Annotated in this window: 30 protein-coding genes; 13 read left to right on the top strand and 17 right to left on the bottom strand. The window is 68.0% G+C overall.

What is annotated here, in order from left to right; translation table 11 throughout:
* Positions 1–26 precede the first annotated feature (26 nt).
* The 3 genes from ACV22V_RS20165 to ACV22V_RS20155 form a co-directional block, all read right to left on the bottom strand.
* Positions 27–497: a DUF2269 family protein gene (locus ACV22V_RS20165; protein WP_059528664.1), complete on the bottom strand. Its 471-nt coding sequence runs from the start codon at positions 495–497 to the stop codon at positions 27–29.
* On the bottom strand, positions 494–1,753 hold the full coding sequence (locus ACV22V_RS20160; RefSeq protein ID WP_448015266.1) for an SDR family oxidoreductase: 1,260 nt from the start codon (positions 1,751–1,753) through the stop codon (positions 494–496). Before ACV22V_RS20160 ends, ACV22V_RS20165 begins: the two co-directional genes overlap by 4 nt.
* 143 nt (positions 1,754–1,896) lie before the next feature.
* Complete coding sequence (locus tag ACV22V_RS20155; protein WP_047902276.1) at positions 1,897–2,430, bottom strand: GbsR/MarR family transcriptional regulator; 534 nt, start codon at positions 2,428–2,430, stop codon at positions 1,897–1,899.
* Between the two features lie 205 nt (positions 2,431–2,635).
* Between ACV22V_RS20155 and fabV the strand changes: the two genes are divergently transcribed.
* A complete protein-coding gene (gene fabV / locus ACV22V_RS20150; RefSeq protein ID WP_059689316.1) occupies positions 2,636–3,838 on the top strand; it encodes an enoyl-ACP reductase FabV in 1,203 nt (400 codons plus the stop codon).
* Positions 3,839–3,972: 134 nt separating this feature from the next.
* On the opposite strand, the gene ACV22V_RS20145 is transcribed toward fabV, so the two are convergent.
* The gene (locus ACV22V_RS20145; protein WP_059698037.1) at positions 3,973–4,551 is read right to left on the bottom strand and encodes a hypothetical protein; all 579 of its coding nucleotides are present in this window, start codon (positions 4,549–4,551) and stop codon (positions 3,973–3,975) included.
* 171 nt (positions 4,552–4,722) lie between these two features.
* Complete coding sequence (locus ACV22V_RS20140) at positions 4,723–5,253, bottom strand: N-acetyltransferase family protein (protein ID WP_448015264.1); 531 nt, start codon at positions 5,251–5,253, stop codon at positions 4,723–4,725.
* Positions 5,254–5,449: 196 nt separating this feature from the next.
* Here ACV22V_RS20140 and ACV22V_RS20135 point away from each other — a divergent pair, with 196 nt between their 5' ends.
* The 3 genes from ACV22V_RS20135 (at position 5,450) to ACV22V_RS20125 (ending at position 6,872) form a co-directional block, all read left to right on the top strand.
* Positions 5,450–5,827, top strand: coding sequence for an ArsR/SmtB family transcription factor (locus tag ACV22V_RS20135; protein WP_448015326.1), 378 nt, complete (start codon positions 5,450–5,452; stop codon positions 5,825–5,827).
* Complete coding sequence (locus tag ACV22V_RS20130; protein WP_448015263.1) at positions 5,790–6,275, top strand: SRPBCC family protein; 486 nt, start codon at positions 5,790–5,792, stop codon at positions 6,273–6,275. The genes ACV22V_RS20135 and ACV22V_RS20130 overlap by 38 nt, the downstream gene beginning before the upstream one ends.
* 120 nt (positions 6,276–6,395) lie before the next feature.
* Positions 6,396–6,872 carry an SRPBCC family protein gene (locus tag ACV22V_RS20125; protein ID WP_059689312.1) on the top strand — a complete coding sequence of 159 codons (477 nt, stop codon included), beginning with the start codon at positions 6,396–6,398 and terminating at the stop codon, positions 6,870–6,872.
* Between the two features lie 12 nt (positions 6,873–6,884).
* Here the strand turns inward: ACV22V_RS20125 and ACV22V_RS20120 are convergent, their stop codons facing one another.
* The 4 genes from ACV22V_RS20120 to ACV22V_RS20105 form a co-directional block, all read right to left on the bottom strand.
* Positions 6,885–8,009 (bottom strand): amidohydrolase family protein, encoded by a 1,125-nt coding sequence (locus ACV22V_RS20120; protein ID WP_059698044.1) that lies wholly within the window; start codon positions 8,007–8,009, stop codon positions 6,885–6,887.
* A gap of 1 nt (position 8,010) precedes the next feature.
* Positions 8,011–9,318, bottom strand: a complete 1,308-nt coding sequence (locus ACV22V_RS20115) for an MFS transporter (RefSeq protein ID WP_448015262.1) — start codon at positions 9,316–9,318, stop codon at positions 8,011–8,013.
* Between the two features lie 77 nt (positions 9,319–9,395).
* On the bottom strand, positions 9,396–10,691 hold the full coding sequence (locus ACV22V_RS20110; protein ID WP_448015261.1) for a CaiB/BaiF CoA transferase family protein: 1,296 nt from the start codon (positions 10,689–10,691) through the stop codon (positions 9,396–9,398).
* Positions 10,688–11,674, bottom strand: coding sequence for a hydroxymethylglutaryl-CoA lyase (locus ACV22V_RS20105; protein ID WP_448015260.1), 987 nt, complete (start codon positions 11,672–11,674; stop codon positions 10,688–10,690). Before ACV22V_RS20105 ends, ACV22V_RS20110 begins: the two co-directional genes overlap by 4 nt.
* 213 nt (positions 11,675–11,887) lie before the next feature.
* Here ACV22V_RS20105 and ACV22V_RS20100 point away from each other — a divergent pair, with 213 nt between their 5' ends.
* The 4 genes from ACV22V_RS20100 (at position 11,888) to ACV22V_RS20085 (ending at position 14,665) form a co-directional block, all read left to right on the top strand.
* On the top strand, positions 11,888–12,667 hold the full coding sequence (locus ACV22V_RS20100) for an IclR family transcriptional regulator domain-containing protein (RefSeq protein WP_448015324.1): 780 nt from the start codon (positions 11,888–11,890) through the stop codon (positions 12,665–12,667).
* A 133-nt stretch (positions 12,668–12,800) separates the two neighbouring features.
* The gene (locus tag ACV22V_RS20095) at positions 12,801–13,439 is read left to right on the top strand and encodes a 2-hydroxychromene-2-carboxylate isomerase (protein WP_448015259.1); all 639 of its coding nucleotides are present in this window, start codon (positions 12,801–12,803) and stop codon (positions 13,437–13,439) included.
* A gap of 22 nt (positions 13,440–13,461) precedes the next feature.
* Positions 13,462–13,875: a hypothetical protein gene (locus ACV22V_RS20090; RefSeq protein WP_448015257.1), complete on the top strand. Its 414-nt coding sequence runs from the start codon at positions 13,462–13,464 to the stop codon at positions 13,873–13,875.
* 94 nt (positions 13,876–13,969) lie between these two features.
* Positions 13,970–14,665 carry a phosphatase PAP2 family protein gene (locus ACV22V_RS20085; protein ID WP_448015256.1) on the top strand — a complete coding sequence of 232 codons (696 nt, stop codon included), beginning with the start codon at positions 13,970–13,972 and terminating at the stop codon, positions 14,663–14,665.
* Positions 14,666–14,801: 136 nt separating this feature from the next.
* Here the strand turns inward: ACV22V_RS20085 and ACV22V_RS20080 are convergent, their stop codons facing one another.
* A complete protein-coding gene (locus ACV22V_RS20080; protein WP_223965370.1) occupies positions 14,802–15,461 on the bottom strand; it encodes a glutathione S-transferase family protein in 660 nt (219 codons plus the stop codon).
* Positions 15,462–15,591: 130 nt separating this feature from the next.
* Positions 15,592–16,662: an MBL fold metallo-hydrolase gene (locus tag ACV22V_RS20075; RefSeq protein WP_059528695.1), complete on the bottom strand. Its 1,071-nt coding sequence runs from the start codon at positions 16,660–16,662 to the stop codon at positions 15,592–15,594.
* A gap of 222 nt (positions 16,663–16,884) precedes the next feature.
* On the opposite strand from ACV22V_RS20075, the gene ACV22V_RS20070 reads away from it, so the two are divergent.
* Together ACV22V_RS20070 and ACV22V_RS20065 are read left to right on the top strand one after the other, a co-directional pair.
* Entirely contained in the window at positions 16,885–17,790 is a 906-nt protein-coding gene (locus ACV22V_RS20070; protein ID WP_448015255.1) for an HTH-type transcriptional regulator ArgP, read from the top strand.
* Positions 17,791–17,948: 158 nt separating this feature from the next.
* Complete coding sequence (locus tag ACV22V_RS20065) at positions 17,949–18,161, top strand: DUF1059 domain-containing protein (protein WP_059528699.1); 213 nt, start codon at positions 17,949–17,951, stop codon at positions 18,159–18,161.
* Between the two features lie 107 nt (positions 18,162–18,268).
* Here the strand turns inward: ACV22V_RS20065 and ltaE are convergent, their stop codons facing one another.
* Positions 18,269–19,282, bottom strand: a complete 1,014-nt coding sequence (ltaE, locus tag ACV22V_RS20060) for a low-specificity L-threonine aldolase (RefSeq protein ID WP_059528702.1) — start codon at positions 19,280–19,282, stop codon at positions 18,269–18,271.
* Positions 19,283–19,695: 413 nt separating this feature from the next.
* On the opposite strand from ltaE, the gene ACV22V_RS20055 reads away from it, so the two are divergent.
* Genes ACV22V_RS20055 through ACV22V_RS20045 form a run of 3 tightly spaced genes read left to right on the top strand, consistent with a single transcriptional unit; the run spans position 19,696 to position 22,312 of the window.
* Positions 19,696–21,117, top strand: coding sequence for a cytochrome ubiquinol oxidase subunit I (locus ACV22V_RS20055; protein WP_059689301.1), 1,422 nt, complete (start codon positions 19,696–19,698; stop codon positions 21,115–21,117).
* A gap of 30 nt (positions 21,118–21,147) precedes the next feature.
* The gene (gene cydB, locus ACV22V_RS20050) at positions 21,148–22,155 is read left to right on the top strand and encodes a cytochrome d ubiquinol oxidase subunit II (RefSeq protein ID WP_059528706.1); all 1,008 of its coding nucleotides are present in this window, start codon (positions 21,148–21,150) and stop codon (positions 22,153–22,155) included.
* Positions 22,127–22,312: a hypothetical protein gene (locus ACV22V_RS20045; protein ID WP_448015253.1), complete on the top strand. Its 186-nt coding sequence runs from the start codon at positions 22,127–22,129 to the stop codon at positions 22,310–22,312. The genes cydB and ACV22V_RS20045 overlap by 29 nt, the downstream gene beginning before the upstream one ends.
* A gap of 40 nt (positions 22,313–22,352) precedes the next feature.
* Here the strand turns inward: ACV22V_RS20045 and ACV22V_RS20040 are convergent, their stop codons facing one another.
* The 5 genes from ACV22V_RS20040 to ACV22V_RS20020 form a co-directional block, all read right to left on the bottom strand.
* Positions 22,353–22,640, bottom strand: coding sequence for a helix-turn-helix domain-containing protein (locus ACV22V_RS20040; RefSeq protein WP_044848495.1), 288 nt, complete (start codon positions 22,638–22,640; stop codon positions 22,353–22,355).
* 14 nt (positions 22,641–22,654) lie between these two features.
* Positions 22,655–23,971, bottom strand: a complete 1,317-nt coding sequence (locus ACV22V_RS20035) for a type II toxin-antitoxin system HipA family toxin (protein ID WP_448015251.1) — start codon at positions 23,969–23,971, stop codon at positions 22,655–22,657.
* Positions 23,972–24,091: 120 nt separating this feature from the next.
* Complete coding sequence (locus ACV22V_RS20030) at positions 24,092–24,286, bottom strand: YqaE/Pmp3 family membrane protein (protein WP_059528716.1); 195 nt, start codon at positions 24,284–24,286, stop codon at positions 24,092–24,094.
* A 77-nt stretch (positions 24,287–24,363) separates the two neighbouring features.
* Positions 24,364–24,819, bottom strand: a complete 456-nt coding sequence (locus ACV22V_RS20025; protein WP_448015322.1) for a TIGR00725 family protein — start codon at positions 24,817–24,819, stop codon at positions 24,364–24,366.
* Between the two features lie 70 nt (positions 24,820–24,889).
* Positions 24,890–25,705 carry an ABC transporter permease gene (locus ACV22V_RS20020; RefSeq protein WP_448015249.1) on the bottom strand — a complete coding sequence of 272 codons (816 nt, stop codon included), beginning with the start codon at positions 25,703–25,705 and terminating at the stop codon, positions 24,890–24,892.
* Between the last annotated feature and the right edge of the window lie 5 nt (positions 25,706–25,710).

Below are 25,710 nucleotides of genomic sequence, written 5' to 3'. Positions count from 1 at the left end.
GGCTGCTCGCGCCCCCGCTGCTTCGCTTACATCGGCTTGACCACCATCAGGAAATACACGCTCAACATCGCGAAGAACGCCGGATAGCCAAGCAACTCCCAGCGCTTCGCATAACGCCAGTAGCGTGCCGGCAGCTCGGCATCGCCATTCGCATGCGCGAGCTTCGCCATCGCGGCCAGCTCGATCTGCAGCCACACGACCGGCAGCCAGCACGCGCCCGCGACCGCATACAGCACGATCGACGCCATGAGCCACGGCGTCGTCAACGGCCAGCCGGCCGTGTGCGCGAGCCACAGCCCGGACGCGGGCTGGAACAGCACGGCCGGCGTCGTGAACCACCAGTCCGCGCGCACCACGAGGCGCGACACGGCGGCGATCGCCGGCACCGAGCGCGTGCGGTTCGCGAAGAACAGGTAGAACGCGGTGCCGAAACCCGTGCCGACCATCAGCACCGAGGACAGGATATGCAGCGTCTTGATCACGAGATAGATGTTCATGCGTGTTCTTCTTCTGAAAAAAGGATCAACAGGATCGCGAGAATCGGCACATTCTTCAGCACCGGGCCGAACGGCTCGGCGAGCAGCCCGGGCATCGTGACCGCGATGACGGCCGAATACGCGACGATCAGCGCGCCTTGCGCGGCCCACAGACGGCGGGACGGCGCGGCGAGGGTCGCCACGCCGAACGCGAAGTCCAGCGCGCATGCGCCGTAGAGCGCGATCAGCGCGGGCAGTCCGCTCAGGTGGACGCGGGCGAGCATCGCGAGGCTGTCGTGCCGGGGATGGATGAACGCGCTGACGATGGCCGTCCAGATCCAGACGATCGCGAGCGCGCCGAGCAGCAGCGGCCGCCGCCACATCGCGAGCGCATCGCCGCGCAGCGCGGCCGCGCTCGCGTTCGCGCCGATGAAATCCCGCAGGCCGCGCGGCGGCCGGCCGAGCACGGCCGCGAGCGCGGCGGGATCGCCGGTGTTGCCGCCGCGCAGCATCGTCCATGTGTCGCGGGTCAGCATCGCGCCCGGCATCGTGCCGAGCAGCGCGGCCGCCGCGCCGACCAGCGGGCCCGGCAGCGTCACGCGCGCCGCCGGCGGGAAGCCCAGCGCGGCGCGATACACGCCCAGCATCTCGCGATACTCGACTTCGTCGCCACCGACCGCGTCGATGACCGGGCCGCCGGCCGCCGGCGCATCGACGAGCCGCGCGACGAGTTCGGCGAGATCGTCGACGTGCACGGGGCGCAGCCGCTGATGGCCGCCCGCAGGTAACACGTGCACGGGCAGGCTCGCGAGCATCCGGAAGAACCGGGCGGACGTGCCGGCGGTGCCGTAGACGAGCGCCGGACGCACGATCCGGTAATCGAGCGGCAGCGTCTGCAGGAAGGTGTCGGCCGCGTACTTGCTGGCGAAATACGGCGTGTCGCCGCGCTCGACGCCCAGCGCCGAGATCTGAATCACGCGTCGCACGCGGGCACGGCAGCATGCGGTGAAGAGCGCGCAGGGCGCCGCGCGATGCACGGTGTCGAACGTCTCGTCACGCCGGTCGGCGAGGATCCCGACCGCATTGATCACCACGTCGACGCCATCCAGCCGGGCGAGCCACGCGTCGGCATCGACATCCTTCGCGAAGTCGATCGCGACGTCGTGCGGGCCGACGGCATGCCGCACGCCGCGCAGCACGCGATGGCCGCCGGCCTCGAGCCGCGCGCCCAGCGCCCGCCCGATGAAGCCGTTCGCGCCGCAGACGAGGATGTTCATGTCGCGCTCCGCGATGCGCAATGCTGGCGGATCGACAGCACGATCTCGTTCATTGTTTCATCCTCTATATACAGTTATTTCTGTAATGACAGAAATACAGATTCCAAAAAAAGCGGGCTGCGTGCCCGCATGTCCGGTGCCGCCTACTTCGACGACTTGCGCCTGACCGTCTGGCTGATCTTCGCGCCGATCCCGAGCGCCTTCATCAGCGTGTCGGGCTTGAGCCGCAGCATCTCGTCCGACCAGGTCGTGAGCGTCTCGACGAACTGCAGCGTGTCGCGAATGCGCTGTTCGGTTTCGCGGCTCTCGTTGGCGATCTCGGGGCTCGTCAGGCAATCGCGCAGCACCGTGAGCGTCGGTTCGATCTCGCGCTGCCGCCGCCCTTCGACGATCAGCTTGAACAGTTCCCAGATGTCGGTCGACGTCTCGAAGTGGTCGCGGCGATCGCCCAGCACGTGCACGACCTTCGCGAGCCGCCACGCCTGCAGCTCCTTCAGGCTCGTGCTGACGTTGGAGCGCGCGACGTTGAGCGTCTCGGCGATCTCGTCGGCCGCGACCGGCCTTCCGGCCAGGTACAGCAGCGCATGAATCTGCGAGACGGTGCGGTTGACGCCCCACCGCGAGCCCATTTCGCCCCAGTGGAGAATGAATCGTTCGGCAATCGGTGTGAGTTCCATGTCCGGAAATTTAGTTTTTTCAGTTATTTCTGTCAAGAGAGAAATAACTGGCGGCGACGTCAATCGCCGCCCTCGATGATCCGACCCCGGGCCGCCGCGAATGCCGCCGCCGCCCGCCTTTCCCGCCCTGACCGCCCGCTTCCATTACAATGCGCGGGATTTTTCCGATTTCAGGCCGTCCGCGCCTTTCTGACTAGAGGTTTTCATGATCATCAAACCGCGCGTGCGTGGCTTCATCTGCGTGACGACACATCCGGTCGGCTGCGAAGCCAACGTCAAGGAACAGATCGACTACGTGACTTCGCACGGCCCGATCGCCAACGGCCCGAAGAAGGTGCTCGTGATCGGCGCGTCGACGGGCTACGGCCTCGCCGCCCGGATCTCGGCCGCGTTCGGCTCGGGCGCGGACACGCTGGGCGTGTTCTTCGAGCGCGCCGGCAGCGAAACGAAGCCGGGCACCGCCGGCTGGTACAACAGCGCGGCGTTCGAGAAATTCGCCGCGGAAAAGGGGCTCTATGCGCGCAGCATCAACGGCGACGCATTCTCCGACAAGGTCAAGCAGATCACGATCGACACCATCAAGCAGGATCTCGGCAAGGTCGACCTGGTCGTCTACAGCCTCGCGGCACCGCGCCGCACGCATCCGAAGACGGGCGAAACGATCAGCTCGACGCTGAAGCCGGTCGGCAAGTCGGTCACGTTCCGCGGCCTCGACACCGACAAGGAAGTGATCCGCGAAGTCTCGCTCGAGCCGGCGACGCAGGAAGAGATCGACGGCACCGTCGCCGTGATGGGCGGCGAGGACTGGCAGATGTGGATCGACGCGCTCGCTGAAGCCGGCGTGCTGGCCGACGGCGCGAAGACGACCGCGTTCACGTATCTCGGCGAGCAGATCACGCACGACATCTACTGGAACGGCTCGATCGGCGAAGCGAAGAAGGATCTCGACAAGAAGGTGCTGTCGATCCGCGACAAGCTCGCCGCGCACGGCGGCGATGCCCGCGTGTCGGTGCTGAAGGCCGTCGTCACGCAGGCGAGCTCGGCGATCCCGATGATGCCGCTCTACCTGTCGCTGCTGTTCAAGGTGATGAAGGAAAAGGGCACGCACGAAGGCTGCATCGAGCAGGTGTACGGGCTCCTGAAGGACAGCATGTACGGCGCGACGCCGCACATCGACGACGAAGGCCGCCTGCGCGCGGACTACAAGGAGCTCGATCCGCAAGTGCAGGCCAAGGTCGTCGCCATGTGGGACAAGGTGACGAACGAGAATCTGTACGAGATGACCGACTTCGCCGGCTACAAGACCGAGTTCCTGCGCCTGTTCGGCTTCGAGATCGCCGGCGTCGACTACGACGCGGACGTGAACCCGGACGTGCAGATCCCGGGCATCATCGACACCACGGTCTGACGACCGGGCCCGCCGCGCACGACGCGTGGCGGCGGGCTGACTCTCCACGGGCGAAGCACGAGCGGCGTCGCCCCGTCTGGCCCCATCCGCCGACAACGCGGTTCGCGCTCGCCGCCGTGCGAGCGCGTCCCGCGCTATTCCACCGCCCTTGCGGCATCCCACATCGGCTGTCCGCCCAGCGCCGCATGCCACGCGCCGAAACGCGCGCGCCACGACTCGAACGGCTCCGTCAGCGGATGACGCGGATCGTCGCTGAGCGCGTACGCCATCCCCTCGATCAGCCAGCGCGGCTTGGTCGCGACCGCGAGGTTGCCGAGCACTTCGGCCTGACGGTGATGAATCAGTTCGTGCGCGAGAAAGTAGGTCTGCCAGCCGCGCGGCGCGATGACCACGCCGAAATCCCCCAGCGTCAGTGCCGCGCGTTCGCCGAGACCGAACTTGTCGGCACACTCGCGCGTCGAGCAGAACACGACGCGCGGGGCCTCGCGAAACGGGCCCACGGCCGCCGCCGCGCGCGCATAACCGTCGCGATAGAGCTGCTGCGCGGCGCCGAACGTCGCGGCATCGTCCGTGCAGATGTCCGCGCTGGGGCACGACACGCCGGGAAGCAGCGCGGGCGCGACGACGCGCAGCGGCTTGACGAGCGCGTAGGCGGCAATCGGCACCGCGACCAGCAGGCCCGTGAGGGCGAAGGCGACATGGGAGCGTTTCATCGAGGCAGTGATTCCTTCCGTTGGCATGGTCGTGGCGTGTTCCAGCACGAATATATCGGAGCGGCGCCGTCGCCGGCCGGCTTTTCGTGTCCGCCCGGCTTCCTGCCCGCAGCCCCGCTCCGCCGCAAGGCGCGCCGATCGAGAACCGGCTTGCGATCGCATCCAGCCCGGTTACGCGAGCTGCTTGTGAAAATACGTCGTCGCGCACAATGCGCCGTCGGGCATCAGCGCGAAGTTCGGCACGACGCCGACGCGCTGCCAGCCGGCCCGCTCGTACAGACGCTCGGCATCGCCGCCCGTCACCGTGTCGAGCACGAGCACGGTCTTGCCGGCATCGCGCGCGGCTTCGTCGGCAGCCGTCATCAGCCGCGCCGCGATCCCCTGCCGGCGTGCATGACGGGACACGAGCATCTTCGCGATGTCCGCGCGATGCGGCTGGTTCTCCGGCTGCGCGGTCACGACCTGGACGGTGCCGACGATCCGGCCGGCGGCGTCCTCGGCCACCAGCAGGATGCGCTCGCCGCTCGCGACGCCGTCGGAGACGCGCGTCCAGAACGCCACGGCGGTCGAGCGCTCGATCGGCAACATGAAGCTGACGGACGCGCCCCCCTCGACACAATCGATCAGCACATCGGCCAGCGCGTCGATGCACGCATGCGCTTCGCCCGCATCGAGGCGGCGCACGGTCACGGGTTCGGTCATACCCTCTCCGGTATGTCAGGTGGGGCACGCGTTCGGTCGGCGTGCGCCCGGATCGAATGGAATGCCGGCGTGCGGTGGATGCATGCGCAACGGCGGCCGGTGTCGGGCAACACGGCGCCCAGCCCGATCGGCGCGTGTTCCCGCCCCATCATGCTACGCGATGAAACATCCCGCTGCATCGCCTATGCTTAGCCACATGGCTAACTTTCAACCCGGTATCAGCGACGTATTCCACGCCCTCGCCGATCCGACACGCTGCGCGATCGTCGGCGCGCTCGGCAATGGCGGGCGAACCGTTTCGGAACTGGCCGCGCCGTTCGGCATGGCGCTGCCGTCGTTCATGAAGCATCTCGCGGTGCTCGAGCGCAGCGGCCTCGTCACGACCCGGAAAACCGGCCGCTCGCGCACCTGCGAGCTGGTCGGCAGCCGGCTGGCGGAAGCCGAACAGTGGCTTGCCGCGCAGCGCGCGCAGTGGGAAGCGCGCTCCGATCGCCTCGTGGAATTCGTCGAACGCCGTCACCAGGAGGAGCAAGCGCATGTCAACCAGCCACGTCGACCCCGCCGAAGCCCATGACCTCGTCATCACGCGCACGCTGCGCGCGCCGCGCCAGGCACTCTGGCGCGCATGGACCGACCCGGAATTGCTGAAGGAATGGTGGTGCCCGAAACCGTGGACCACCGAAGTGCGCGCGTTCGACCTGCGCCCGGGCGGCGCCTTCCACACGTTCATGCGCGGCCCCGAGGGCGGCACGAGCGACAACCCCGGCTGCTTCCTCGAAATCGTGCCGGAAGCGCGAATCGCATTCACGTCGATGCTCACGGGCGGCTGGCGGCCGCAGGTGCCGTGGCTGGGCTTCACGGCCGTCATCACGATGGCCGACGACCCCGCCGGCTGCCGCTACGAGGCGCGCGTGATGCATCCTGATGCCGCGACGCGCGAGCGCCACGAGGCCCTCGGCTTTTTCGAGGGCTGGAACATCTGCATCACGCAGCTCGACGAATTCGCGGCCGCGTTGCGCTGAATGCGGCCGCATGCGCGGGCCATTGCATGCGGCCGCGCGCGCGCCTAGGATTCCTGAAGGAAGCACGACGACACGCCGGCATCCGGCGTGCACCGTCGTGCGCGTTCCGCGGGAGGCCACATGCTGCACATGCACACGCATTCGACCCGGGTCAGCCGGCACCTGAACGCGCCGCGCGGGCGCGTCTACCGCGCGCTGCTCGATCCGCACGCCGTCGAACAATGGAAGGTGCCCGACGGCATGACGTGCCGCGTGCACGCATACGACACGCGCGAAGGCGGCGCGCTGCGCGTGTCGCTGAGCTACGACGAACCGTCGGACGGCACCGGCAAGACCACCGCGCACACCGACACCTATCACGGCCGCTTCGTGACGCTCGTGCCGGACCAGCAGATCGTCGAAATCGACGTGTTCGAAACCGACGATCCGATGCTGCGCGGCGCGATGACGGTCACGATCACGCTGTCCGACGAAGCAGGCGGCACACGCGTCGATGCGGTGCACGACGGTGTGCCGCCCGGCGTGCCGGCCGCCGACAACGAGGCCGGCTGGCAAATGGCGCTCGCCCGGCTGGCCGCGTTGGTCGAGAAGGGCTAGGGCCTGTTCACGTCAGCCGAGCCGGTACGCGTGCGTGACGGTCCCGCGGAACAGCGCATCGCGCTCGCTCGGGCTCGCGTGCGCGGTCAGCCGCTTGAACGCGTTCCAGCCGTTCACGTACGAATACGAGCCCTTGTCGACCGGGAAATTGCTCTCGAACATGCAGCGCTCGGCGCCGAACGCCTCGATGCACGTGAGCATCCACGGCTTCCATGCGTCGGCGAGCTGTTCGGACGACGGCGGCCGCGCGCCCTTCTCGAACTCGAAGCCATTGATCCGCATGCCGAGGCCGCCAACCTTCACGAATACGTTCGGCAGCCGCGCCAGTTCGCGCATCGACGCAGACCATCGCTTGAACACTTCCGGCCGCTGGTCCGCATAGCTCGCGATCCGCACGACGCCGCCGCAGTGATTGACGACGATCCGCGTGTCGGGGTTCGCCTTCGCCAGATCGAACAGCTCGGGCAATTGAGGAAAGAACAGCCACGCGTCGTACGACAGTCCGAGCGGCGCAAGCTGCGCGACGCCGGCGCGGTACGCGGGATCGAGCAACAGCCCGCGCGGCACCGCCGACAACGGGTTGGCGAGCGACGGATCGGCATCCCAGGTCGTCAGGTGTCGCACGCCGCGAAAGCGTCCGCGACCGGCGTCGACATGCGCTTCGAGCACGTCGCGCACGCGCTCGCCGAGCCGCAGGTCCGCATGCCCGACGATGCCTTTCGCGACGGCCGGACCGCTCCGTTGCAGCGGCTCCGTCACGCCGGCGACATAGGCCGTCTCGCCGACCGGCTTCAGTTCGGCCGGCCCCGCGTCGCGATAGCGCGTCAGCGCCTGCATGTAGACGGATGCCTGGACGTTGTGGCCGGATCGCGCATCCTGCAGATAGTCGTCGAGCATGTAGATCCAGCCCGGCCGCTCGTAGAAGTGATGGTGCGCATCGATGATCGGCAGATCCGGATCGAGCGCGGGTTCGAGCGCGGATGCGAGCCAGTCGTTGCGCACCGCGAGATAGTTGCCTTGGGTCGTCATGCGGGAAGGTCCGTGTTGGGCCGGCGCGCGCGTATTGACGCACCCGGGCAGCGCGAGCGATGCGGCGGCCGCACCGAGCAGCCGGCGTCGTTTGATCGAAATCGTCATGTCATTCGCTCCGGTCGAATGCATACAGCGACAGCGTGAGCAGCGTCGTGATCGCCAGGACGATCGCAAGGCCGAGCATCCCGGCCGTGAAGGTGCCGAAGCTGTCCTTCAGGTAGCCGACGAGATACGGGCCCGCGAATCCGCCGAGCGCGCCGATCGAATTGATCAGCGCCAGCCCGCCGGCCGCGGCCTGGCCGGACAGGAAGCGCGAAGGCAGCGTATAGAAGATCGTGCGTCCGGCAATCGTGCCGATCAGCGCGAGCGTGATGCCGACGAGCGCGGGCCCGAGCGTCAGGAAATGGGTCGACACGCCGAGCGCCACCGCGCCGATGAACAATCCGATCGCCAGGTTCGCGACCGGGCCGCCGCGCCGGTCCACCCGCTTCGCCCACCACAGCAACGCGATCGTCGCGAAGAAGTACGGCACCGCGGACAGCCAGCCGGTCTGCATCGTGGACATCCCGTGCGCCTTCAGCATTTGCGGCAGCCAGATGCCGATGCCGTACGAGCCCATCGTGAAGCCGAACGAGATCAGTGCGAGCACGTAGACGCGCACGTCACGCAGCGCGACGCCGAAGCGCTTCTTGCGGCCGGCGGCGGCGCCGTCGCGCTCGAACGCGCGCTGCAGCGCGGCACGCTCGTCGTCCGACAGCCACGCGGCCGTGGCCGGGGAATCCGACAGCAGCTTCAGGACGAGAAAGCCGAGCGCGCACGCCGGCAGCCCTTCGACGATGAACATCCACTTCCAGCCCGCGAGGCCCAGCGCACCGTCGAGCTGCAGCAGCCAGGTCGACAGCGGGCCGCCGATCAGCGACGACAGCGGCGTCGACACGGTGAACCAGGCAAGCACGCGCGTGCGGTAACTCGCCGGAAACCACACCGCGAGGAAGAAGATCACGCCCGGAAAGAACCCGGCCTCGCCGATGCCGAGCAGCAGCCGGATCGCATAGAAACTCGTCGGCCCCGTCGCGAGCGCGGTCGCCGCCGCCATCAGGCCCCACGTGATCATGATGCGCGCGAGCCAGCGCCGCGCACCGAAGCGGTACAGCGCGAGATTGCTCGGCACTTCGAACGCGCAATAGCCCGCGAACATGATCCCCGCGCCCCAGCCGAACTGCGTCGCGGTCAGGCCGAGATCGCGGTTCATCGTCAGCGCGGCGAACCCGACGCTCGTGCGGTCCAGGTAGTTGAAGAAGTACGCGAGCGCGAGCAGCGGAATGAAGCGCCATGCGGCCTTGCGCACGGCCCGTTGCTCGATCGACGCGTCGGTTTCGTGATCGGCGTCCAGCGCCGGGGAAGCGGATGTCATGGTTGTCTCCGTGGATGCGGCACTCCGCGCCCGCGCGATCGCGGGCGGGATGCGTCGTTCGTTGGGTCGCGGCGGCGCTACGCGCTCGCCACTTCGTTCGGCGAAGGCGTGTCGGCCGGCAAGCCCGTCGATTGGTCGTCCGCGCCCTGCGCGTGCCGCCCGGCGACGACGCCGGCTTCGATCAGCGCCCGCGCCTCGTCCGGCGTATAGCCAAGCTCGCCGAGCAGCGCGCACGTGTCCTGACCGAGCGCGGGCGGCGCCGAACGCAGCCGCAAGCGCTCGCCCGCGAGCGTGAGCGGCAGCAGCGCGGTATGCGTGTCGACCGGCCGGCCGGCGCTGCTCGCGTCGGCCGGCAGCGTCACGGCTTCGAGCCCGCCCGTCGCGAGCAGGTGAGGATCGTCGAACAGGTCCTGCGGCTTCGTGATCGGCGCATACGGCAGGCCGATCGACTCGAAGATCGCACCGATCTCCTCAGCCGAATGCACGGCGAGCCGCGCACGCAGTTCGGGCAACAGCCACGCGCGCGCCTGCACGCGCAGGTTGTTGGTCGCGAGGCGCGCGTCGTCCTTCAGTGCGGCGAAACCGAACGCGTCGCAGAACAGCGCCCACTGCGTGTCGGACACCACCGCAAGAAAAACTTGTTCGTTATCCTTGACGGCAAACACGTCGTAGACGGCCCACGCGGAAATGCGACTCGGCATCGGCGACGCGGCCTGCCCCGTCACCGCGAACTGCATCATGTGCTGCGCGACGAGAAACACGTTGTTCTCGAACAGCGCGCTCTGCACCTGCTGGCCGCGGCCGGTGCGTTCGCGCTGCGCGAGCGCGGCCATCGCGCCGATCGCGCCGAACATCCCGCCCATGATGTCGTTCACGCTCGAGCCCGCGCGCAACGGCCGGCCTTCGGGGCCCGTCATGTAGGCGAGACCGCCCATCATCTGCACCACTTCGTCGAGCGCGGTGCGATGTTCGTACGGCCCCGGCAGGAAGCCCTTGTGCGACACGTACACCACGCGCGGATTCAGCGACGACAGCGCCGGATAACCGAGACCGAGCCGATCCATCGTGCCGCTCTTGAAGTTCTCGCTGAAGACGTCCGCCGTCGCGACGAGCCGCCGCACGATCTCCAGACCGCGCGGGTCCTTCACGTCGACCGCGAGACTCTTCTTGTTGCGGTTGAACATCCCGAAGAAGCCCGCGCCGGAACCGCGCAGCGCACGCGTGCTGTCGCCCGCGATCGGCTCGATCTTGATGACTTCCGCGCCGAGATCCGCGAGCAGCATGCCGCAGGTCGGGCCCATCACCATGTGCGTCATCTCGATCACACGCACGCCTTCGTACGGCAGCGGCGAAGCCGGTTGGCGATCGTTCATTGCGCGACTCCCGTCACGCAGCCTTCCGGCTGGGCCGCCGCGGGCGCACGGCCGTCCGCGTACCGGAACCCCTTCGGCAGCCCCGCGTCCGGCACGTGGCCATACAGCGGCTCCGCGGGCAGCGCCGCGTGCAGGATCGCGCGCGCGGCGAGCAGCGCGTCGGCGTCGACGCCCGTGTCGACGCCCATCGACTCCAGCAGGAACACGAGATCCTCGGTGACGATGTTGCCGGTCGCGCCCGGCGCATACGGGCAGCCGCCAAGACCGCCCTGGCTCGCGTCGATCGTCGTCACGCCGGCGTCGAGCGCCGCGACGACATTGGCGAGCCCCTGCCCGCGCGTGTTGTGGAAGTGCGCGCCGCCGGCCTTGTCGCCGACTTCGCGCTGCAAGCGCACGAACAGCCGGCGCACCTGCGCCGGATTCGCGTAGCCGCTCGTATCGGACAGACCGATCTCGTCGACCCCGCATTCGGCCATCGCGGCCGCCATCGCGATCGTCTCGTCGTCGGAGACCGCGCCGGCGATCGTGCAACCGAACGCGACCGACACGCCGGCCTCGATCTGCACCGACGGAAACCGCGCATCGCGCAGCGCGACGACCGCGCGCACCTCGTCGATCATCTGCGCCGGCGTCTTGCGGATGTTCGCCAGCGAGTGCGCTTCGGTCACCGATACCGGCAGCGTCAACTTGTGGATCCCCGCCTCGAACGCGCTTTCGGCGCCGCGCAGGTTCGGCGCGAGCGCGGCGACGTGCAGCCCCGGAATCGTCAGCGCATGCGCGACAACCGCCTGCACGTCGGCCATCTGCGGCAACAGCCGCGCGGGCACGAACGACCCGACCTCGATCTCGCGCAGACCGGCCACGGCGAGCGCGGTGATCCAGCGCAACTTGTCGGCCGTCTGCATCACGGCCTTGATGCTCTGCAGGCCGTCTCGCGGCCCGACCTCGCTGACCAGCACCTTCGAATACCCGGCAACGCTCATTCGACACCTCACAGTTCTATCTGAAAGAACATCGTTCTGTTTGACGGAACTTTAGAGGCGCGTCGCATCGGCTGTAAGCGGGGTATACCCGTGAAATCGCGATTTTTTGGAACTTGAGTTCTGTCAGACAGAACGATATAGTCGATCGACCGCCACCCAAAGGAACCACGCGCCGTGCCCCCGACCTCGACTTCCGCAGATCACACCGACGAAATGCCCGACGCGTCGGCCGAAGCCTCCAGCGGCGTCGCCGTCCTGGATCGCGCGTTCGCGATCCTCCACGCTTTCGGGCAAACCGACGACCGGCTGTCGCTCGCGGAACTGTCGCGCCGCACCGGGCTGTACAAGAGCACGATCCTGCGCCTGCTCGCCGCGCTGGAGCACGGCGGCTTCGTGCGCAAGCTCGACGACGGCCAGTACGCGGTCGGACACGAACCGTTGCGGCTTGCCGCACTGTATCAGCGCTCGTTCCGGGTCGGCCCGGTCGTCGAACCGTTGCTCGAGACGCTGAGCCGCGAACTCGGCGAGACGGCATCGTTCTACGTGCGCCATGGCGACATGCGCTCGGTGCTCTACCGCGTCGAACCCACGCGCACGGTGCGCGTGTCGATCCGGGTCGGCGAGGAGTTTCCGGTTCACCAGGGGGCGTCGGGGAAGGTGCTGCTCGCGTTCACCGAGCCGCACGATGCGCGCTGGAACGACGTGCGCGAACAGTTGTGGGCTGCGTCGTACGGCGAGCGCGACCCGGAAACCGCGTCGGCCTCCGTGCCGGTGTTCGGCGCGGCCGGCGACTGCGTCGGCGCGCTGACGGTGTCCGGCCCGATATCGCGGCTGGCCGCCGCGCCGGCGATGGCCGCGGCGCTCGCGATGTTGTTGCCGCTCGCGCAGAAGGCGACCGTCTCGCTCGGTGGCGCGGGCGCGCGCTACGATGCGCAAGCCGTGCGCGACAGTCTCGCCCGATTCGCGATACCGGACAGCCCTGCCCAGCCATAGCCGGCCGCGCGCATGCGGCGATGAGGCAGCGCAAAAGGCGGCCGCATGCGACACTGGCCGTCGACGCATGCGGCACGCCGCCCGTCGGCGCCGCACATGCACCCACCGTCCGGACACGCAAGGGAACCCCTCGATGAACACCGCGCGCACCGCCATCTGGTATTTCGATTTCGTTTCGCCGTTCGCGTATCTGCAGCAGGAACGGTTCGACCCATTGCCGCCTGCCGTCGCATACGAGCCGAAACCCATCGTGCTCGGCGCGCTGCTCACGCACTGGGGCCAGAAAGCGCCGGCCGAGATCGCCGCGAAGCGCATCTTCACCTATCGCCACGCGCAATACCGCGCCGACAAGCTCGGCATCCCGTTCCGGATGCCGCCCGCGCATCCGTTCAACCCGATCCGGCCGCTGCGTCTCGCGATCGCGATGGGCAACACGCCCGATGCGATCCGGCGAATCTTCCGGCACATCTGGCGCGACGGCCAGGACGTGTCGACGCCGGACGGCTTCGCCGCGTTGTGCGAGGCGGTCGGCTTTCCGGAAGGCGTGACGGCCGTCGAGGCCCAACCGGTGAAGGACGCGTTGCGCGCGAACACCGATCAGGCGATCGCGCACGGCGTGTTCGGCGTGCCGACCTTCGAGCTCGACGGCGACCTGTTTTGGGGCGACGATGCGACCGACATGTTCGTCGACTGCGCGACGTCCCGCGCGTGGCTCGACTCGCCCGAAGTGCGCCGCATCAGCGCGCTGCCGGAAGGCATCCGGCGCGGCTGACGGCACGCACGACGACGCTTGCGTGTCGCGCCCTTCGACGCGCAGCGGCACGGCTTCGCGTCATCGCGACGAAGTCCGCGAGCAGCGCCCGGCGCAAGCGCTGTTGGCAAATGCGAAGCGGGCAGGCCCACACGGCCTGCCCGCCTTTTCTTTTTATTTTTATTTTCGTTCGGTGCTGCGCGGCCCGGCGCGGCACGGGAGATCCGCGCGAGACGCGATGCGCATTCGGTCATCCGATGCAAGATCCGCGATGGCCCGCCGAATTGTCCAGTTCAACGGATTATTTTCGACGATGCGCAGCGAATGCGCGCGCAACCGTCAGATGATTCGACATGACCGCGCCGCACGGTCGCTTCCAATCCGGCCCCATCGGAAAATCGCGTTTTCTCAGGGGAATCCCGGTATTTTTTCCCATTTTCTTCGAAATTACCGGTGACATACTTGCCCCCCATTGCGCTCCGGTGCGAGCGCGCTTCCTGATCCCCGCCGGTCGCGTGTCATGTGCTGCGTGTCCGCCGGGGTCGCAGAACATGAATAATTTCGACACCACGATCCAGGTCTTCCTCACCCACATCTCGTTCGGACCGCTGATGAACCACGCGATCCGCGTGATCGCCGGCCTCTATACGTTCAAGGGCTTCATCCTCATCCCCGTGCTGTGCTGGCTGTGGTTCCAGCCGGGACCGGAACGCGAACGGCAACGCGAACTGGTCATCGCGACGGTCGCGAGCGGGCTCGTCGCGCTCGCGTTCGGCCGGCTGCTCGCGAAAGTCCTGCCGTTCCGCGTGCGGCCGATCTACAACCCCGATCTGCATCTGCACTTCCCGTCCGAGGAACTGCGTGCGGCCACGCTGCAGGCATGGAGTTCGTTTCCGAGCGATCACGCGATGCTGTGGATGGCGATCGCGACCGGCATCTTCATCATCGCGCGTCGCGCCGGCGTGTTCGCGCTGCTGTACGCGATCGTGTTCATCTGCGTGCCGCGCGCGTATCTCGGCTATCACTATCCGACCGACCTGATCGCCGGCGCCGCGATCGGCATCGCGATCGCGTGGCTGCTGACGCGCGACGCGATCCGATCGCGCTTCGCGCCGCAGGTGCTGGAGGCGATCCGGCGCTTTCCCGCGCCGGCCTATACGCTCGCGTTCCTGCTGTGCTTCGAGCTGATCACGCAGTTCGACGAACTGCTGACGCTCGCGCAGTCGGTCAAGCACACGACGATGTAACGGGACGGCGCCGCGATGCATCCGCTGCTGTCGTCACGACGCCCGGGCACGCGCTGCCGGCCCTGCGCGGCGGCATCGCGCACCGCGCGCGCCGCCGGTCAGGTCGTCGCCGCGCCGGCAACCGCGGCCGCGCTCGTCAGTCGCGATCGGGCGCGCCGAGCGGGAAGAACGCACGATACGGCCGCGCCTCGTCGACCGCACGCGCAAACGACGGCCGCGCCAGCAGCCGCTTGCGATACGCGATCACGTTCGCGAACGACGGGTCGATCCGGTGCGTCCAGTCCGCATAGAACAGGAACGGCGCCGCGCCGCAGTCGGCGAGGCTGAAGCGGTCGCCGGCCGCCCATTCGCGATCGGCCATCGTTCGATCCAGCCATGCGTACGACGTTTCGAGCATCGCGCGCGCATCGGCGACGCCCCGCGCATCGCGCTCGTGCGCCGGCCGCAGCGCATCGAACACGACCTTCTGCTGCGGCGTCGACACATAGTTGTCGAAGAAACGATCCATCGTCCGCACTTCCAGCGCCTCGCGCCGGTCCTCGGGCACCAGCCGCACGGGCCCCGGATGATAGAGATCGAGATACTCGACGATGATCGTCGCCTCGATCACGGTGCGGCCCGCGTCGACGAGCACCGGAAAGCGCTTCAGCGGCCACAGCGCGGCCAGTTCCTGCATCGGCTTCGGATCGTCGTGCGCGAGCACGCGATACGCGAACGGCGTGCCGTTCTCGTACAGCGCGGTCAGCGCCTTCTGGCAATAGGAGGAAAAGGGATGGGCGTATAGCGTCGGCATCATCGCGAGGTCTCTCAGGGTTTCGGCGCCGCGTCATGCGGCGCCACGTGATCGGATACCTTGACGACGAACGGCGCCAGGCCGATTCGACATCGGACCGATCGATTTTTTTTGCTCCGCGCGCACCGCGCCGCTACGACCGGCCGTCCATCACGACGCGGCCTTCGCCGCGCCAGCGCAGCATCCCGCCGCCGAGGTTCGCGACGGCATCGAAACCGGCTTTCAGCAGAATCACGGTCGCCTGTGCGGAGCGGCCGCCCGCGCGGCATACGGTCACGATCGGCCGGTCGCGCGCAAGCTCGCCGGTGCGCGCGGCCAGTTCGCCGAGCGGAATCGGCGTCGCGCCGGGCAGATGGCCGAGCGGGCCGGTGAATTCGTCCGGCTCGCGCACGTCGACCACCTGTACCGCCGACAGGTGATCCTCGAGCCACTGCGGATCGATTTCCCAGAACCCGGCGAACGTATAGACGAGCGGCGCCCAGTCGGGCGCCGCCTGCACGTCGGGCGCGTTCGCGGCAACGCCGCATTGCAGGTTCGCCGGCACCGCGACGTCGATCTGGCGCGGATGCGCGAGCCCGAGATTGCGCATGTAGCCCGCGAAATCGTCCTCGCTGAGATCGCCGCCGAGGCGCGGATTGAAGCGCCGCTCCTCGCCGACGCTCGTCACCGTCAACCCGCGATAGTCGTGCGCGGGGTACAGCAGGCATGCGGCCGGCAGCGTGAAGAGCCGACCGTGGACCGCGCGATACAGCGCGCGCGGGTCGCCCTGCTGGAAATCGGTGCGGCCGGTGCCGCGAATCAGCAGGCAGTCGCCGGTGAACGCCATCGATTCGTCGTCGAGCACGAGGCTGATGCAGCCGCTCGTATGGCCCGGTGTCGCGCGCACGGTCAGGTAGCGCGTGCCGAATGCGCAGCGATCGCCGTCGTTCAGGTAGCGGTCGGCGCCCTGCGCGCCGCTCGCGGCCGAAATCGCGATCGCGCTGCCGGTGCGCTGCTTCAGCAGCCACGCCCCCGTCACGTGATCGGCGTGCACGTGCGTATCGATGGTGGCGACGAGCCGCAGTCCGAGCTCGTCGAGCAGCGCCGCATCGCGGCGCACCTGCTCGAACACGGGATCGATCAGCAGCGCCTCGCCCGATGCGCGGTCGGCGAGCAGGTACGTGTAGGTCGACGATTGCGGGTCGAAGAGTTGCCGGAAGATCATGGCGAAGTCGCTCCGTCGGCTGGGCGTGTCGGTTGGATGGAGGGTGCGGGTCGGACAACCCGCCCCGCGTGTATCGCCGGCGCGCGGGGCGCACGTTCATACAGCGTAGTTCAAAACACGCGCGCCACCGGCGGCGAGACGTCATGCCGCGCCCGGAGCGTCGCGCGCGCTGCCTTACACTACCGCCTGTTCTCGTCTTACGTTCACAGGAATTGCGCCGACATGTCGATGACGATCGATCCGAAGCAGGCCGCCGCGCTGCTGGCCGTCGCCGACACCGGCAGCTTCGAGCAGGCCGCCGTGCGCCTGCACGTGACCGCGTCCGCCGTCACGCAGCGCGTGCGCGCGCTGGAGGCGAGCCTCGGCACGCCGCTCGTGCTGCGCGCGCGGCCCTGCCGGCCGACGGTGGCCGGACAGCGCGTGCTGCAGCACCTGCGCCGCGTCGCGCTGCTGCAGGCCGACCTGCAGAGCACGCTCGCGGCCGAACGCGAATCGCCGATCTCCGTCACGATCGCGCTGAACTCCGACAGCCTCGGCACCTGGTTCCTGCCCGCCCTGACGTCGGTGCTCGCGGGCGAGCGCATCCTGTTCGAGCTGATCGTCGAAGACCAGGATCACACGTTCGCGTTGCTCGAAAGCGGGATGGCCGTCGGTTGCGTGACGACCGAGTCGAAACCGATGCGCGGCTGCGTCGCGACGCCGCTCGGCACGATGCGCTACCGCCTGCTCGCGGCCGCCGCGTTCGCGGTGCGCTGGTTTCCGCGCGGGCTGAACCGCACGAGCGCGCGCCATGCGCCCGTCGTCGCGTATTCGCGGCGCGACACGCTGCAGTCCACGTTCCTGAAGGAGAAATTCGGGTTGCCCCAAGGCGCGTATCCGTGCCATTACGTGCCGGGCACGCACGCGCATTTCGCGGCGGTGCGGCACGGGCTCGGCTACGCGATGGTGCCGGAGCCGCTGATCGGGGGCGCGCCGCTCGACGCGCAGGGGCTCGTCGATCTCGCGCCCATGCATCCGACCGATATCGCGCTGTACTGGCACGCATGGACCGTGCAGTCGCCGACGATGGCGTCGCTGTCCGCGCGGGTGGTCGAAGCGGCGCGCCGGCTGCTCGCGCCGCTGCCGTGACCGCGGGCGACCGACGTCGCCGGCGCGGCACGCGGTGCGGTATGCGTGACGGCGAGCAACCGCGCCGCGCCGCCTATACTTTTTTCATCGGCCTCGCGAACGCGCCGCGCGGCCGATCAAGCACACCCGGCCGTTCCCTGTCCCGTGAGGAGAACATCATGTCCCGCCGCTATATCGACTGCCGCGAGTTTCCCAGCGCGATGCACTGCTCGATCGCGATTTCCGCCGACTCCGACAACGAACTACTGGAGGCCGCCGTGCAGCACGCGGTCTCGGTGCACCAGCACACCGACAGCGCCGAACTCCGCACGCAGCTGAAAGCGCTGTTCCGCGACGGCACGCCGCCCGCCGACATGCCCCGGCAAGCGTAATCCGCCCGCACGCCGGATATCGACAGACGGGCGGCACTACCGCCACGTCGCCGCCCCACTCCCGCTTCGCGCCGCGCCGGCGCCTCCACTGGCCGGCGCATTCCGCCTTACGCGCGCCGCTGCGCGAAATACGCGCCGACCGCGTCGATGAAGGTATCGATGTCCGCGCGCGACACGTCGCAATGCGTAACGAAGCGCGACGCGTACAGCATCTGCGTGAGGATTCCGCGTTCCTTGAGCCACGCCTCGAGCGGCGCGCAATCGGCTTCGGGGAATTGCGCGAACACCATGTTCGTCGCATGCGACAGCACCTTCACTGGCTCGATGCGCGCGAGGCCCGCGGCGAGATGCGCGGCATTCGCGTGATCGTCGGCCAGCCGTTCGACGTTGTGGTCGAGCGCATAGAGACAAGCCGCCGCGAGAATGCCCGACTGGCGCATCCCGCCGCCCAGCACCTTGCGCCAGCGCTGCGCGCGCTCGACCAGCGCGCGATTGCCGACCAGCACCGAACCGACCGGCGCGCCGAGCCCTTTCGAGAAGCAGATCGACACGGTATCGAACGGCGCACACAGTTCCGCGATCGGACGGCCGGACGCAACGGCCGCATTGCACACGCGCGCGCCGTCGAGGTGCGTGGCCAGCCCGCGGGCGCGCGCGAGCGCGACGGCTTCCTGGACATAGCCGTCCGGCAACACCTGGCCGCCGATCGTGTTTTCGAGCGCGAGCAGGCGCGTGCGGGCGAAGTGATTGTCGAGCGGCTTGATCGCGGCGGCGATCTTCGCGAGCGGCAGCGTGCCGTCGGGCGCGTTCTCGATCGGCTGCGGCTGGATGCTGCCGAGCACGGCCGCACCGCCGCCTTCGTACTTGTACGTGTGCGCGAGCTGCCCGACGATGTATTCGTCGCCGCGTTCGCAATGGGCCATCAGCGCGGCCAGATTGCTCTGCGTGCCGCTCGGGAAGAACAGACCGGCTTCCTTGCCGGCCCGCTCGGCCGTCACCGCCTGCAGGCGCAGCACGGTCGGGTCGTCGCCCCAAACGTCGTCGCCGACTTCGGCGGCAGTCATCGCGGCCAGCATCGCCTGGCTCGGACGTGTCACGGTATCGCTGCGCAAATCGATCATCTTCGTGCCCTGAGTGAATGCGGACCGGAACCGATGCGCCCGGCCCTGCCGAAACGAGACTCAGAGTGTACGCAATTCGCGCAGCGCTTGCCGATGCATCGCACCGCCCGATCCGGGCACGACCGGCACGGCGCACACACTCCGCGCCGGCGCGTCGTTCCCGTGATGCGACGCGCCATATTGCCGCACATGCGGCAGACCGCCACGTTGCCGGCACCCGCGGCGCGCGTCGCGATCTTGATACGAATCAACGATTTATCCCGAAACCGCCCGTTCGGGGCTGGACATCTGCGACGAGTTGGCGCATTTCGCGGCGCAACATCGCGGCACATACTCCAGCCAACCCCGATGCCCCGTCGGCCGGGGTCCGCCGGCACCCCGCCGGCGGGTATCGTCAGCTTCGGTCAACTGGTATGGACACCGCTTTTTCGGCCCTCGATCTGGCCCGCCTGCAATTCGCGTTCACCGTCTCCTTTCACATCGTCTTCCCGGCGCTGAGCATCGGCCTCGCCAGCTTCATCGCCGTGCTCGAATATCGCTGGCTGAAGACCGGCAAGCAGTATTACAAAACCCTCTGCCTGTTCTGGTCGAAGATCTTCGCGGTCGCGTTCGGGATGGGCGTCGTCTCCGGCGTGGTGATGAGCTATCAGTTCGGCACGAACTGGTCGGGCTTTTCGAGCTTCGCGGGCGCCGTCACCGGGCCGCTGCTGATGTACGAGGTGATGACCGCGTTCTTCCTCGAAGCCGGCTTCCTCGGCATCATGCTGTTCGGCTGGAATCGCGTCAGCCCGCGCGCGCACTTCGGCGCGACGCTGATGGTCGCGATCGGCACGCTGATCTCGACGTTCTGGATCCTCGCGTCGAACAGCTGGATGCAGACGCCGCAGGGTTTCGAGATCGTCGACGGCCGCGTCGTGCCGACCGACTGGTTCGCGATCATCTTCAACCCGTCGTTCCCGTACCGCCTGTTCCACATGGCGATCGCCGCGTTCATCGTCGCCGCGCTGGTCGTGGCCGCGACGGGTGCATGGCACCTGCTGAAGGGCCGCCGCGACAAGGGCGTGAAGAAGATGTTCTCGATGGCGCTGTGGCTGCTGCTGGTGCTCGCGCCGCTGCAAGCCGTGATCGGCGACCAGCACGGCATCAACACGCTGAAGCACCAGCCGGCGAAGATCGCCGCGATCGAAGGGCTGTGGGAAACCGAAAAGGGCGGCACGGCGCTCAACCTGTTCGGCATTCCGGACATGAAGGCCGAAACGACCCGCTACGCGGTGAAGGTGCCGCACCTCGGCAGCCTGATCCTCACGCACAGCTGGGACGGCGAGATCCGCGGGCTCAAGGACTTCCCGCCCGAGGATCGCCCGAATTCGACGGTCGTGTTCTGGAGCTTCCGGATCATGGTCGGCCTCGGCTTCGCGATGATCGGTCTCGCCGCGCTCGCATGGCTGCTGCGCCGCCGCGGCGGCCTGTATGAATCGAAGTGGTTCCAGCGCTTCGCGCTCGTGATGGGCCCGACCGGCTTCGTGTCGCTGCTCGCGGGCTGGGTGACGACCGAAGCGGGCCGCCAGCCGTGGGTCGTCTATGGCGTGATGCGCACCGCGCAGGCCGTGTCGCCGCTGTCGGTGCAGCAGGTCAGCCTGTCGATGATGACGTTCGTGATCGTGTACTTCCTCGTGTTCGGCACCGGCGTGTACTACATGCTGAAGCTGATGAAGGCCGGCCCCGCGCTGCCCGACGTCGGGCACGACGCGCAACACGGCGAGCCCGACACGCGCCCCGACCATACCGCGCGCCGCCCGATGTCGGCCGTCGACGAGCTGATCGAGACCGTCTGAGCCCCTTCATATTCGCAAACGAGAAAACCTATGGACGTCACCGTAATCTGGGCCGCGATCATCGCATTGGGGCTCTTCATGTACGTCGTGCTCGACGGCTTCGACCTCGGCATCGGCATCGTCTTCCCGTTCTTCCCGGACGAGAAGGAACGCGACCTGATGATGAACACCGTCGCGCCCGTGTGGGACGGCAACGAGACGTGGCTCGTGCTCGGCGGCGCCGGGCTGTTCGCGGTGTTCCCGATCGTCTATTCGACGGTGCTGTCGGCGCTGTACCTGCCGCTGATCTTCATGCTGGTGTGCCTGATCTTCCGCGGCGTGTCGTTCGAGATCCGCGCGAAGGCGCGGCGCACGAAGCAGCTGTGGGACCTCGCGTTCATCGGCGGCTCGGCCGGCGCGACGCTGTTCCAGGGGATCGCGCTCGGCGCGTTCCTGCAGGGCATCGACGTGAAGGACGGCGTGTTCGCGGGCGGCGCGTTCGACTGGCTCACGCCGTTCAGCCTGCTGACCGGCCTCGGCCTGCTCGTGACCTATGCGCTGCTCGGCTGCTGCTGGCTCGTCGCGAAGACGGAAGGCGACCTGCAGCGGCGCCTCCATCGCGTCGTGTGGCCGCTGACGGTCGTGCTGCTCGGCTTCATCGCGGTCGTCAGCCTGTGGACGCCGCTGCAGGACCCGGCCATCGCGCAGCGCTGGTTCGATTCGGGGCTGTTCTGGCGCCTGCTGCCGGTGCCGTTCCTGGTCGCCGGGTGCGCGGTGTGGATGCGTCGCGCGGTGCGCGACCGGCACGACATGACGCCGTTCGTGCTGGCGCTGGCGCTCGTGCTGCTCGGCTACGTCGGCCTGCTCGTCACGATGTTCCCGTATGCGATTCCGCAGACGATGACGATCTGGGAAGCCGCGGCACCGCGCTCGAGCCAGACCTTCACGCTGGTCGGCGCAGCGGTTATCCTCCCGATCATCATCGCCTACACGACGATGGGTTACTGGGTATTCCGAGGCAAGGTGCGCCATGAAGACCAGCATTACTACCACCACTGATTCCGCCGCTCGCCAGCCCGACGCGCCGCGGCCGCGGATGCGGATGCGCGGCTGGATGTGGTTCGTCGTGCTGTGGGCGGGCGGCGTGCTCGGCGCCGTCACGCTCGGCTATGCGTTCAAGATCTTCATGAACCTGACGCTGTTCGCGGTGAAGTAACGTCCCGGCCGCCGGGCGGACGATCATGCCGCCGCGTACGTCATTGCGGCGCCCGCCGCACGACGCCGAGCTTCAGTCCGAGCATGCCGAATATGCGGTTCATCGTTTGTACCGTCCCGTCGCTGCGGCCCTGCTCGATATCCTGGATTGTCTTCGTCGACACGCCGGCGAGCTTCGCCATCTCTGCGCTCGTCAGCCGCATCGTCTGCTTCAGATGACGCACGGATTCGCGCAGCGACCACTCGGGATGCGCGAGAACGTCCTCGATCGCTTGCCGACGCAACGCGAGCTGATCGGGAAGCGACATCGCGTTATAGCGTTTGTCCATCGTGTCGCCTCCGTCTAGCGCAGTGCATCCAGTTCGCGGGCGAGCCGCTCGATGCCCGGTTTCAGGAAAGCATGCACATCGTGCTCCAGGCCGAGATCGACGCCCTGATCGGCGATCTCCGCCAAGCGCGGTGCCATTGCCTGCAGCCGTGCCCGCAATGCGTCGCGATCGAGCGCGGCATGCGCCTCCCCCGCGTGCGGCTCGCTCGCCCGAACGACCGCATCGAGTACCCGCGCCCAGTCCGGCCGCCCCCCGTCGTTGCCTTCCCAGCGGATGCGCCGTGCAATGCCGTCGGGATGCAGATGCATCGGCGCGAAGTCGTAAAGCGGCGTCAACGCGACGCGTCCATCGAAGTCGCGTTGCAATGCGGTGTTCCGTGCATGATTGTCCTTGTTGCCCAACGCAAGATTCGCGACGTCGCGGCACAGATACTCGGCCACCTCGGTTTGAGGGTCGGTGCATCGGCGCACGAGATGCCCGCACACCTCGTCGTGACTCGGCACGACGCCGAAGCCGGCTTTGCCGGTCAGTGACGCAATGCTTTCCTGAGCGAACCGGACGACGCGGCCATCGACGCGCGCGCGGTCGAACCGCGGGATGAATAGCGACCGATCGCGCAGCATCAGCGGCGCATGCACGCGCAACCCAAGCCGCTGAGCCAATGCCATGTAGGGCGCTTCGTGACGAAGGATCTGTGCCAGACGCTCGTTCGCGCCGCGTCCGAACTTGACGATATAGTGCTCGGCCGCGTGCGCGTCCGGCAGCGTGTGATCGAGATAGAGCAGGCCATCGTCGGCACGGGTCAGCAGGAGTTTCGGCCACTCGCCCTGCACCCCCGAGGAGCCCGCGACAAAGAATCCGTGTTCGGCGAGATATTCGCTGAATGCGTCTCCGCGCGCGGCAACGTCGTCGTCAGTAAAACCTTGTCGCGGCCCCTGGCGCTCGGCAAGCCACTGCGCGGCTTCCTTGACGCGCAGATTGCCGATCGAGTTGCCTGCCCCCGCGAGCAGCAACGGCCAGTCGGCACGTTCCTCCGCCGTTTCCGGCAGATCGAGGCGACGCAACAGTTCCTGACGGCCGAAGCCTTGCGGCAACAAATCGATCAGGAAAATCGGCCAGTGGGGCGTCATCAGGGGCTCGAGATCGACCGGAAAGCCGCACGCCATCGCATGCGCATCGCGGGCGAATTGATGCCGGACGACCCATTCGACGTCGTAACCCGTATAGGCGCGACTGCGCCAGCCCTGGTCAGGCTCGCCGAAAAGGGTGACGACGCCGATGTCGTGCCAAACACCGTCGGCGTGAAGCTGGATCGTGCAGGAGGCGCTCATTTAAGCAGAAATCTATATAAATCATTCCGTTCATCGTAGCTGAATTATATAAATTTCTACCGAAATAGGAAGCGAGCCCTTGAACGCCAGAAGCAGCGGTCGAAGGGAAACGCCCGTCGCCTACCCCCGCTCGCGCAGCGCCGCCTCGATCTTGCGATCGGTCTTGTACTGGCTCAGCGCATACACCGACCAGATCGCGGCCGGCAGCCAGCCGATGATCGTGAGCTGCAGAATCAGGCAGATGACGCCGGCGATCGGGCGGCCGATCGTGAAGAACTGGAACCACGGCAGCAAGAGGGCAAGCAGCAGACGCATCGGATTTCCTTTTCACATCGTTGACGAACAACGTACGCGGCCAATATGGCGCGTCATGCCCCCCATTTCAAGTCGCGCTACACCGAGGCGGACAGCCATCGCGCAACGCGCGCGACGAGCGGGTCTGCTTCGTCGAAACGCTCGACGCCCGCCACCTGCGGCGCGTCGCAGATCCCGAACACCGGCTTGCCCCATTGCAGCCCCAGCGCGATTTCCGACAGCGTGCCGAGCCCGCCGCCGACCGCGATCAGGCACACGGACGCGCGCGCGATCAGCGCATTGCGCGTGATGCCGAGCCCGGTCGGCAGCGCGACGGTCAGATACGGATTCGCGTCCCGCGCGTCATCCTCGGGCAGCAGCCCGATCGCGCATCCGCCCGCGGCCCGCGCGCCGCGCGCGGCGGCCTCCATCACTCCCTGCTTGCCGCCGCCGACGATCGCGAGGCCCGTCGCCGCGATCCCGTGCGCGATCCGCTCGGCGACGGCGAGCTGCGCGTGCGTCGCGTCGCGCGGCCCAATCACGCCGACCGGCATCCGGTGCCGTTGCGCGCCGCGCTGTCGCCGCGCGAGTTGCGCCAGCGCGTCGCGCGTGTCGCTCGACCATTCAATGACGTCGTTGCCGTGCAAGTCCTTCCCCCAGTGCAAGAACGCAGGTGCAAAGCGCCGTCAGCACGATCGACAGCACGGCGGCCTGCGAGAAATCGGTCTGTCCGTCGGACAGCTTCAGATACATCAGCAGCGGCAGGATGTTGACCTGAGTGCCGGCCAGCGCGAGCGCCGTGCCGTACGTGCCGAGCGCGATCGCAGCCACGAGGCACCACGCGGACGCGATCGACGGCCACAGCTCGCGCCACGCGACGTCGAACCACGCGCGCCACGGCCGCGCGCCGAGCGTCAGCGCCGCCTCGAGCGGCCGCCGGTCGAGATTCGCGAGCGCCGGGTAAAGCATCAGCGCGACGCGCGGGATCAGGTAATACGCATAAGCGAACGCGAGCCCCGGCATCGAGTAGATCGCGCCGCCGACCACGGTCGGGTCCGCGCCGAGCGACGCCAGCAGCATCGTGACGAAACCGGCGCGGCCGAACACGAGGATGAAGCCGTACGCGATCACGAGGCCGGAGAAGGCGAGCGGCACGCCGAGCAGCGCCAGCGACCAGCGGCGCCGCGCCGGCGACTGCCCGGCCAGCACGAACGCGACCGGCACGCCGACGGCGACGGACAGCGTGCCGGCGCCGATCGCGAGCGCCAGCGAACGCACGATCGCGTCGGCGACGAGCGGATCGCCGAACACCGCGGCGAACGCGCGGCCGCCGCCGTCGAACGCGGCGCCGACGAGCGCGCCGAGCGGCAGCACGAAGCACACCGCGAACAGCGCGGCCGCCGGCGCCGCGCCGTAGCGGCGCAGGACGCCATCCCGCATGGACG

This window comes from Burkholderia sp. AW33-5 (assembly GCF_053427615.1).
This window is presented reverse-complemented; position numbering and strand designations above follow the sequence as displayed.

Excerpts from the sequence above, each read along its gene's own strand:
- ACV22V_RS20165 (WP_059528664.1), bottom strand. The coding sequence starts at position 497 with ATGAACATCTATCTCGTGATCAAGACGCTGCATATCCTGTCCTCGGTG.
- ACV22V_RS20160 (WP_448015266.1), bottom strand. The coding sequence starts at position 1,753 with ATGAACATCCTCGTCTGCGGCGCGAACGGCTTCATCGGGCGGGCGCTG.
- ACV22V_RS20155 (WP_047902276.1), bottom strand. The coding sequence starts at position 2,430 with ATGGAACTCACACCGATTGCCGAACGATTCATTCTCCACTGGGGCGAA.
- fabV (WP_059689316.1), top strand. The coding sequence starts at position 2,636 with ATGATCATCAAACCGCGCGTGCGTGGCTTCATCTGCGTGACGACACAT.
- ACV22V_RS20145 (WP_059698037.1), bottom strand. The coding sequence starts at position 4,551 with ATGAAACGCTCCCATGTCGCCTTCGCCCTCACGGGCCTGCTGGTCGCG.
- ACV22V_RS20140 (WP_448015264.1), bottom strand. The coding sequence starts at position 5,253 with ATGACCGAACCCGTGACCGTGCGCCGCCTCGATGCGGGCGAAGCGCAT.
- ACV22V_RS20135 (WP_448015326.1), top strand. The coding sequence starts at position 5,450 with ATGGCTAACTTTCAACCCGGTATCAGCGACGTATTCCACGCCCTCGCC.
- ACV22V_RS20130 (WP_448015263.1), top strand. The coding sequence starts at position 5,790 with ATGTCAACCAGCCACGTCGACCCCGCCGAAGCCCATGACCTCGTCATC.
- ACV22V_RS20125 (WP_059689312.1), top strand. The coding sequence starts at position 6,396 with ATGCTGCACATGCACACGCATTCGACCCGGGTCAGCCGGCACCTGAAC.
- ACV22V_RS20120 (WP_059698044.1), bottom strand. The coding sequence starts at position 8,009 with ATGACGATTTCGATCAAACGACGCCGGCTGCTCGGTGCGGCCGCCGCA.
- ACV22V_RS20115 (WP_448015262.1), bottom strand. The coding sequence starts at position 9,318 with ATGACATCCGCTTCCCCGGCGCTGGACGCCGATCACGAAACCGACGCG.
- ACV22V_RS20110 (WP_448015261.1), bottom strand. The coding sequence starts at position 10,691 with ATGAACGATCGCCAACCGGCTTCGCCGCTGCCGTACGAAGGCGTGCGT.
- ACV22V_RS20105 (WP_448015260.1), bottom strand. The coding sequence starts at position 11,674 with ATGAGCGTTGCCGGGTATTCGAAGGTGCTGGTCAGCGAGGTCGGGCCG.
- ACV22V_RS20100 (WP_448015324.1), top strand. The coding sequence starts at position 11,888 with ATGCCCGACGCGTCGGCCGAAGCCTCCAGCGGCGTCGCCGTCCTGGAT.
- ACV22V_RS20095 (WP_448015259.1), top strand. The coding sequence starts at position 12,801 with ATGAACACCGCGCGCACCGCCATCTGGTATTTCGATTTCGTTTCGCCG.
- ACV22V_RS20085 (WP_448015256.1), top strand. The coding sequence starts at position 13,970 with ATGAATAATTTCGACACCACGATCCAGGTCTTCCTCACCCACATCTCG.
- ACV22V_RS20080 (WP_223965370.1), bottom strand. The coding sequence starts at position 15,461 with ATGATGCCGACGCTATACGCCCATCCCTTTTCCTCCTATTGCCAGAAG.
- ACV22V_RS20075 (WP_059528695.1), bottom strand. The coding sequence starts at position 16,662 with ATGATCTTCCGGCAACTCTTCGACCCGCAATCGTCGACCTACACGTAC.
- ACV22V_RS20070 (WP_448015255.1), top strand. The coding sequence starts at position 16,885 with ATGTCGATGACGATCGATCCGAAGCAGGCCGCCGCGCTGCTGGCCGTC.
- ACV22V_RS20065 (WP_059528699.1), top strand. The coding sequence starts at position 17,949 with ATGTCCCGCCGCTATATCGACTGCCGCGAGTTTCCCAGCGCGATGCAC.
- ltaE (WP_059528702.1), bottom strand. The coding sequence starts at position 19,282 with ATGATCGATTTGCGCAGCGATACCGTGACACGTCCGAGCCAGGCGATG.
- ACV22V_RS20055 (WP_059689301.1), top strand. The coding sequence starts at position 19,696 with ATGGACACCGCTTTTTCGGCCCTCGATCTGGCCCGCCTGCAATTCGCG.
- cydB (WP_059528706.1), top strand. The coding sequence starts at position 21,148 with ATGGACGTCACCGTAATCTGGGCCGCGATCATCGCATTGGGGCTCTTC.
- ACV22V_RS20045 (WP_448015253.1), top strand. The coding sequence starts at position 22,127 with ATGAAGACCAGCATTACTACCACCACTGATTCCGCCGCTCGCCAGCCC.
- ACV22V_RS20040 (WP_044848495.1), bottom strand. The coding sequence starts at position 22,640 with ATGGACAAACGCTATAACGCGATGTCGCTTCCCGATCAGCTCGCGTTG.
- ACV22V_RS20035 (WP_448015251.1), bottom strand. The coding sequence starts at position 23,971 with ATGAGCGCCTCCTGCACGATCCAGCTTCACGCCGACGGTGTTTGGCAC.
- ACV22V_RS20030 (WP_059528716.1), bottom strand. The coding sequence starts at position 24,286 with ATGCGTCTGCTGCTTGCCCTCTTGCTGCCGTGGTTCCAGTTCTTCACG.
- ACV22V_RS20025 (WP_448015322.1), bottom strand. The coding sequence starts at position 24,819 with ATGCCGGTCGGCGTGATTGGGCCGCGCGACGCGACGCACGCGCAGCTC.
- ACV22V_RS20020 (WP_448015249.1), bottom strand. The coding sequence starts at position 25,705 with ATGCGGGATGGCGTCCTGCGCCGCTACGGCGCGGCGCCGGCGGCCGCG.